This is a genomic window from Nitratidesulfovibrio liaohensis (assembly GCF_011682075.1).
GTDB lineage: Bacteria > Desulfobacterota > Desulfovibrionia > Desulfovibrionales > Desulfovibrionaceae > Cupidesulfovibrio > Cupidesulfovibrio liaohensis.
In genome coordinates, this window is the sequence record NZ_VSMK01000136.1 from 1 (window position 1) to 6,158 (window position 6,158).

At 69.4% G+C, this 6,158-nt stretch carries 4 protein-coding genes; 3 read left to right on the forward strand and 1 reads right to left on the reverse strand.

All coding sequences use genetic code 11. The features are described from left to right. Positions 1-943: methylenetetrahydrofolate--tRNA-(uracil(54)-C(5))-methyltransferase (FADH(2)-oxidizing) TrmFO (trmFO, locus tag FVW27_RS05870; RefSeq protein WP_167123539.1), on the forward strand; the 943-nt coding region annotated here is incomplete at its 5' end. 312 nt (positions 944-1,255) lie between these two features. Here trmFO and FVW27_RS05875 read toward each other — a convergent pair. After that, positions 1,256-2,944, reverse strand: coding sequence for a glycosyltransferase (locus tag FVW27_RS05875; protein WP_167123542.1), 1,689 nt, complete (start codon positions 2,942-2,944; stop codon positions 1,256-1,258). 131 nt (positions 2,945-3,075) lie between these two features. Between FVW27_RS05875 and FVW27_RS05880 the strand changes: the two genes are divergently transcribed. Then, complete coding sequence (locus tag FVW27_RS05880; protein ID WP_167123544.1) at positions 3,076-4,902, forward strand: glycosyltransferase family 2 protein; 1,827 nt, start codon at positions 3,076-3,078, stop codon at positions 4,900-4,902. A gap of 56 nt (positions 4,903-4,958) precedes the next feature. After that, positions 4,959-6,158, forward strand: a 1,200-nt coding sequence (locus FVW27_RS05885) for a glycosyltransferase family 2 protein (protein ID WP_167123546.1), incomplete at its 3' end; no start/stop codon positions are given.

The following is a 6,158-nucleotide window of genomic DNA, read 5'->3' on the forward strand; positions in this document are numbered from 1 at the left end:
CGCCGCCGACGTGGCCGTGGTGGCCGCCGGGCCGCTGGCCAGCGAACCGCTGGCCGCATCGCTGGCCGAGGTGGTCGGCTCGCGCCACCTGTATTTTTACGACGCCATCGCGCCCATCATCGCCGCCGAATCCATCGACACCTCCATCGCCTTTCAGGGCTCGCGCTACGACGAGGGCGAGGGCGACTACCTGAACTGCCCCATGAACCGCGAGGAGTACGAGGCCTTTCACGCCGCCCTGCTGGCCGCCGAAAAGGCCCCCACCCACGAGTTCGAGAAGGAAGTCCACTTCGAGGGCTGCATGCCCATCGAGGCACTGGCCGAACGCGGCGAACGCACCCTGGTCTTCGGGCCGTTCAAGCCCGTGGGCTTCACCGACCCGCGCACCGGCCAGCGCCCCTACGCCATCGTGCAACTGCGCGCCGAAAACCTGAATCGCACCGCCTACAATCTTGTGGGCTGCCAGACCAAGCTCAAGTACGGCGAGCAGGAACGCGTGTTCCGCATGATCCCCGGGCTGGCCAACGCCGAATTCGTGCGCCACGGCTCCATGCACCGCAACACCTACGTCAACGCGCCCCTCGTGCTGGCAGACGACCTTGCCCTGCGCCCCCACCGCCACGTGCATCTGGCCGGGCAGATCACCGGCGTGGAAGGCTACGTGGAATCCGCCGCCTGCGGCCTGTGGCTGGGCATGGTGCTGGCCGCCCGCGCCCTGGGCCGCGACCTGCCCCAGCCACCTGTGGACACCGCCCTCGGTGCGCTGCTCCAGCACCTGCGCACCCCCGCCAAGAACTTTCAACCCTCCAACGTCAACTTCGGCCTGATGCCCGAACTGACCCAGCGGGCCAAGAAACGCGACCGCAAGGCCCTGTACGCCGAACGCGCCCGCGCCAGCTTCGCCGCATGGATGGAAGGTGTGCCCCCACTGGATAAAATCTGAAGAGAATCGGGGAAGGGGGAGCTTTAAAAAGCTCCCCCTTCCCCGAACCCCATCCCCCGCAAACTTTTTATTCTGGAGCATGGGCTATAAAGGGATAACCCCCCTTAACTCGATATGAATTCGCTTCAGCCATTCCATGTCGGGTTACTTTCGCCACCCATTTGAAAAGTTTTAGAAGGAAGGGGTGGGGTTCGGGGAGGGGAAGGAAACTTTTCACGCTCTGCGGACGCCATCCGTACGGCTCGCAGACTCGCCTACGGCTGCCGCAAAAGGTTCCCCTCCCCGCCCCGATTTTCTTCTCAATCTTTCTCTCTAAATCCCTCTTGCTTCCACATCGGCCAGCAGGGCGGCGTGGTCGTGCTGGCGCAGGGTATCGAAGTCGGGCCGGGTGTAGCGGTACTGTAGCTTGTACATGTTGGCCCAGGCATTGGAAAACTGGGCGGGGTCGGTCCAGGCGGCGCGGCCAGTGCGCTTCATGTGGCGCACGGCCAGGTGGCCCTGATAGACGGGCAGGTCGTTGCGCAGGCTGCGGCGCAGGTCATGCTCCAGGTCGTCGTACTGGCTGGGGGCGTAGCGCAGGTCGAAGGGGCCCACGGCGTCGAACACGGCGCGGCGGAACAGATGGCAGCAACCGGTCACGGACACGCACGGGCGCTGGTAGGAAAACTGGCCGAAGTCCAGTTCCTGCAAATGCAGGTCGGAGACGGAGAACCGGCGGCGGTAGCCGGGGGCATTTTCCGGCGCGGCGGCCATGTCGCCGCCGGGGTCCAGATGCAGGTCCACGGACTGGAGCAGCATGGGCACCGAATGGTCCACCACGCGGCAGCCGTAGACGTTGGCGGCGGGGTGGGCGGCCATGGCCGCGCCGAACAGGCGCAGCCAGTCAGGCGGCACGGTGGCGTCGTCGTCCAGAAAGGCCACCCAGTCGCAGGCGCGGACTTCCGGCAGGGTCAGCAGCCAGTTGCGGGCGGGGGGCGCGCCGATGTTCAGCGGCAGGGTGACGGTATGCAGCCGCTCACCCAGGCGACCGGGAGCGCATTCTGCCCAACGGGCCAGAACGGCGGGGGTGGCGTCGGTGCAGCCGTTATCCAGCACCACCACGCGGGCGTCGCCAAGGTCGGACGCGGCAACGGAGGCCAGGGCTTCGTCGATGCACTCGGCCTTGTTCCAAGTGTAGAACAGCACCGCGCCGCGCCCGGCGGGCAGGTCGCCCGGCAGGTCGCGGCCCTGCGTCACGTCGTCGAGACGCAGCAGAAGATTGATCTGCCAGGGGCGGGCCTCCGCCGCCGCGCGCCACAGTGCCAGGGCACCGTCACGGTCGCCCGCGCGGTACAGGCACTCGGCATGCCGGACCTTCCATGCAGTCAGCGGCAGGGCCTTGCACGCAACGGCGTACAGGGCGGCTGCCCCGGCCATGTCGCCGTGTGCGAAGGCCACGTCGCCGCGCAGGGCAGCGACAATGGGAGAGGGAATATTACCGGGGCCTGTGGACAACCCGGACAGCCACGCGTCCAGCCACTGGTGGCGGGCCTCCGTCATGCCCACCACCATGGCCTGCCGCAGCCAGAAAGTGTTGCCCGGCTGGGCGCGACGCTGGCGATCCAGCAGACGGCACGAGGCATCGGCATCGCGCTGCTGGAGCAACTGGACCAACTGCCGCACTTCGGCATCCGGCGGGGGCACGTCCAGGGCGGACAGCAGTTCCGCCACCCGGAACACTGGCGTGGGCAGGAAAGGCCGGGCCTTGTGCAGCGCAACCAGTTGGCCCGCCGTGCGGCCATCCAGCGGGTCTGCCTCCCACGCGGCGCACAGGGCGTCGGCCCCCAGCGCGAACAGGTCGGCAGGGCCGTACGCGGCACCTTCCGGCGTGTTCATGGCCGCAAGGGCCATCTCGGCAATGCCGACAAGGTGCAACTGCCCCACCCCGCCCTTGAGCAGGGCGGCGGCGAGGTCGCCGGGCAGGGAACGCCAACGGGGACGGGCAAGGGCGGGAGAGGTCACGGGGGCTCCGGCGGGTTCAATTGACATTCCGGGCGTTACCGCCCACAGTGCCGCATCGGTCGATCCGCGCGCCGCGACGGGCACACGTTTCGGCGCGTTGTATCCCGCCAACCCGCATCCCCGCAACACGCATGGCGCAACCGCACGGCATCCCCGCACCCCATCCGGCCCAGGTCACGGCGCTACTGGCAACCCTCATGGACCGCGTACCCCTGTGGGAATGCGGGGCCATGGGCGCGGACAACCAGTTCCGGCTGGCGCGCGGCGCCATCGAAAACGCAGGTGGCGACCCCGGCCTGGTGGCAGCCGGGGTGGGCATGGCCCTGTGGGGCTGGCGCGACAACCCGCTGGACACCCGCCTTGCCGCCCTGTTGCGCGCCATCATGGAAGACGCCCCGCAGGCGTTCGACCCGGCCCTGCGCGAACTGGTGGCCCGCCTGCATGACAGGGTGCGCGTGCCCGCCGACTTCGGCGCGCTGGATACTGCCCTGAATGCCCATGGCGGTCCGGCGGCCGCCCCGGCGCAGACCATGCTGGACGTGGTGCTGCCCCGGCTGGCCGACCCGGCGCACGGTCTGTTCTGGCTGGCGCGCGGTGTGGAATGGTGCGTGCGCCACGAAAATTCCGTTGCCCCGCCCACGGACGAAGCAGCTGCCCCGGTGCTTCCGGTTGCGGACGACACCACGCTGGAAATCCTGCTGCGCGCCGCCCTGTCGGTCCCGCTGGCCCTGCCGGAAACCGTGGCCCACAGGCTGCGCGCCGAATGGGCCGTGCGACGGCTGGACCCCGCCGAGGCCCTGCGGCGGCTGGACGAACTGACGGAACAGGACGCCGCCAACGCAAGCGCATCCCCCTTTGCCCCGTGGTACGCACTGCGCCGCGCCGAACTGCTGATCCGGCTGGATCGGTCGGTCAGGCCAGATCAGTTGATCAGGCCGGGACACGCTTCCGACGCCGCCGCCCTGCTACTGCCTTTGTGGCGCGAGGCCCCGTACCATCCCAATCTCACCCTGGCCCTGCACGAACTGCTGCACCCCCTGCCCGCTCCCCCGGCGGACATGGCCCCGCCCGCCATCCTGCTGTATACTTGGAACAAACGCGACCTTGCGGCGCAGACCTTGCGCTCGCTGCGCGCGGCGGGCTTTCGTGGGGCGCCGGTCTTCGCGCTGGACAACGGTTCGCAGGACGGCACGGAAGACATGTTTCGCGCCATGGCTGCGGACTGGGGTTCGCCATTCACCGTGGTGCGCCTGCCGGTGAACGTGGGCGCCCCCGCCGCCCGCAATTGGCTGCTGTCCCTGCCCGATGTGCAGCAGCGCGACCATGCCGTGTTCCTGGACGACGACGTGCTGCTGGACCCCGACTGGCTGGACGGCCTGCTGGCCGTGGCCCACGCCCGGCCCGGCTGGGGGGCCATCGGCTGCGCGGTTACCGACCACACCCCGCCGCACGCGCTGCAATGCGCCGACTTTTTCGCCCTGCCGCCGGACATGGGCACCCGCAGCTTCGCCGATCTGGACGAACACTGGCACATTCACGGCAACTCGGCAGGCAGCTCGGACACCCTGCTTACCGCCTACACCCGGCCCTGCCTCTCGGTTTCCGGCTGCTGCCACATGGTCTCCATGGCCTCCGTGCAGCAGGTGGGCGCGTTCGACGTACGTTTCACTCCCAGCCAGTTCGACGACCTTGAGCGGGACATCCGCTGCACGCTGGCCGGGCTGCCGGTGTGGTACGCGGGCACGGTGCGGGTGCGCCACATGCAGCATTCCAGCCTGCGTCAGGCCACCAGCCGGGCACGCAGCGCGCACATTTTCGGCAACCGGATCAAACTGGAGCACCTGCACCCGGCGAACAAGGCCGGACAGGCGCGCGAGGCATCCGCCGCGCTGGCCCGGCAGGACCTGCTGCGCAAGGCCGCCGCGCTGGCGGCACTGCCCGCGCCGGGCGCCGGGTAATCGCCCTTTCCCCCTCACCTGCTGCACAGCGTCCGCACGCGCACGAGCCATACCCCATGACCGCCAAAGCCCCACTCGTCTCCGTCATCATTCCCGCCTGGAACCTCTGGGACCTCACGCGCGGCTGCCTGGAAAGCCTGCACGCGCATACCCCCGGCGGCGTGCTGGAGATCATCGTGGTGGACAACGGCTCCACCGACGCCACCGCCAGCGACCTTGAACCGCTGGGACGCTCCCTGTTCGGCGAGCTTTTCCGGCCCATCCGCCTGCCGGAAAACAAGGGCTTCGCCGTGGCCAGCAACCTTGGTGCGGCACAGGCGCGTGCGGGCAGGCTGCTGTTCCTGAACAACGACACCCTGGTCACGCCCGGCTGGCTGCCGCCCCTGCTGCGCGCGCTGGACGACGACGCCCGGCTGGGGGCCGTGGGACCGCTGCTGCTCTATCCGGATACGGACAGGGTGCAGCACTGCGGCATCGCCTTCACGCCGTCGCTGGCCACGGAACACCTGTACGCCAACTTTCCGGCAACGCACCCGGCGGTGGCCGCGCGGCGTCCGTTGCAGGCCATCACCGGCGCGGCCCTGCTCATGGAGCGCACGCTGTTCGCGGGCTGCGGGGGCTTTCACGAAGGGTACCTGAACGGCAGCGAGGATCTGGAACTGTGCTGGCGCATCCGCGAACGGGGGCTGAAGCTGGCCTGCGTGGCGGAAAGCCGGGTGTATCACCTGGAAAGCCGCACCCCCGGCCGCCGCGACCACGACGCGGCCAACGCGGCCCGGCTCAACCGGCGCTGTTCCGGCTGCTTCGGGCCGGACCTGCACAAGCTGGCCAGGCGCGACGGCTTCGAACTGGCCCTGACCCCGTGGCTGGAAACCTACCTGACCCTGCCGCCCGCGCGCGAGTCGGAACTGCTGGCGGAGCATGCCGACTTCGAACCCGGCAGATGCTGGCAGGCCTTGCAGGCCGACCCGCTGTGGCAGTCCGGCTACGAGCTGCTGGCCGCGTTTCTGGAGGAACACGGCAGATATCTGGAAGCCTCGGGCGTGCGGCTGCTGCACTGCTACTTCTTTCCCACCCTGCCGGGCTACCGCCGCCTGGCGCTCGTGGCGGCGCAAGCGGGCAACCCGGACCTTGCCGGACAGGCGGCCCGCAAGATCGAGCACGTCACCGGCCTGCTGGAAGACCCGGAACCGCTGGTGCGCAAGGCGCGCGGGCTGGCCCGCTGGGCACGGCGCGCGGGCGAGCGCGAGGTGGGC

Coding starts and splice junctions, on each gene's coding strand:
- FVW27_RS05880 (WP_167123544.1), top strand. CDS start 3,076: ATGGCGCAACCGCACGGCATCCCCGCACCCCATCCGGCCCAGGTCACG.